General features: G+C 49.5%; 1 protein-coding gene. It reads right to left on the bottom strand.

The features are described 5' to 3' along the window. Positions 1-739: amidoligase family protein (locus RUMCAL_RS07520; protein ID WP_021682097.1), on the bottom strand; the 739-nt coding region annotated here is incomplete at both ends.

Raw genomic sequence — 739 nt, 5'->3', positions numbered from 1 at the left:
AGCTGAATGGTGGCAATGAACGTGTTGTACTTCAAAGTGCCTCTGAAAAGTCTGAACTCCACAGTGTGATAGTTGCAAAGGTTTACTGCGGCATACCGACCGTTGCCGCCTTTTTTTGCCTTGTCCATGATTGCTTTCGGGGTATGTTCATAGCCGTATCTTGCCGCCCAACGGTTCATGGCGTATTCCGAACGGCGGCTGAATTTCAAGAGTTCATTCCAGTGATGCTCTACAAAGTACAAAATCCTTGAAATCACCTCGTCCTGTTCTTCCTGGTTGTCGGAAAAGGCGTTGCGGTTCACATGGAGATGCAAGCCGCAGGTTGAAGTCTGGTGCGAGCGGTAGCCTTGATGGACTGCACGGTGCATAATATTTTCCCAGGGAAATTCATTGATGTGATAGTCCATGGTGCAGGGGTGGGAAACCAGTTCCATGCCATCATCCAAAGAGCCGTCTGTCTTGATGTAAAGCAGGTCGGCATGGGCATTGGCAATGTCCAGCAACTCTTCGGCATAATCATCATCTCTGCCTGCTCCATCAATTTCCAGTTCGATGCCAAAATAGCGATTGCCTTCGCCGTAGAAAATGGGGTTCGGCTTGTAGCCGTATTCGTGAATCAGGTTGTTCTCCTCTCGCTCATCCTCGTAGCAGTCACGGCAGTATGTCTCGCCGTCCAGATAATAGGCATCGTCCTCGTGCAAAAGAGCATCACAACAGCTGCATCTGGTGTAGCTGTGAT

Source organism: Ruminococcus callidus ATCC 27760 (assembly GCF_000468015.1).
Lineage (GTDB): Bacteria > Bacillota > Clostridia > Oscillospirales > Ruminococcaceae > Ruminococcus_C > Ruminococcus_C callidus.
This window is presented reverse-complemented; position numbering and strand designations above follow the sequence as displayed.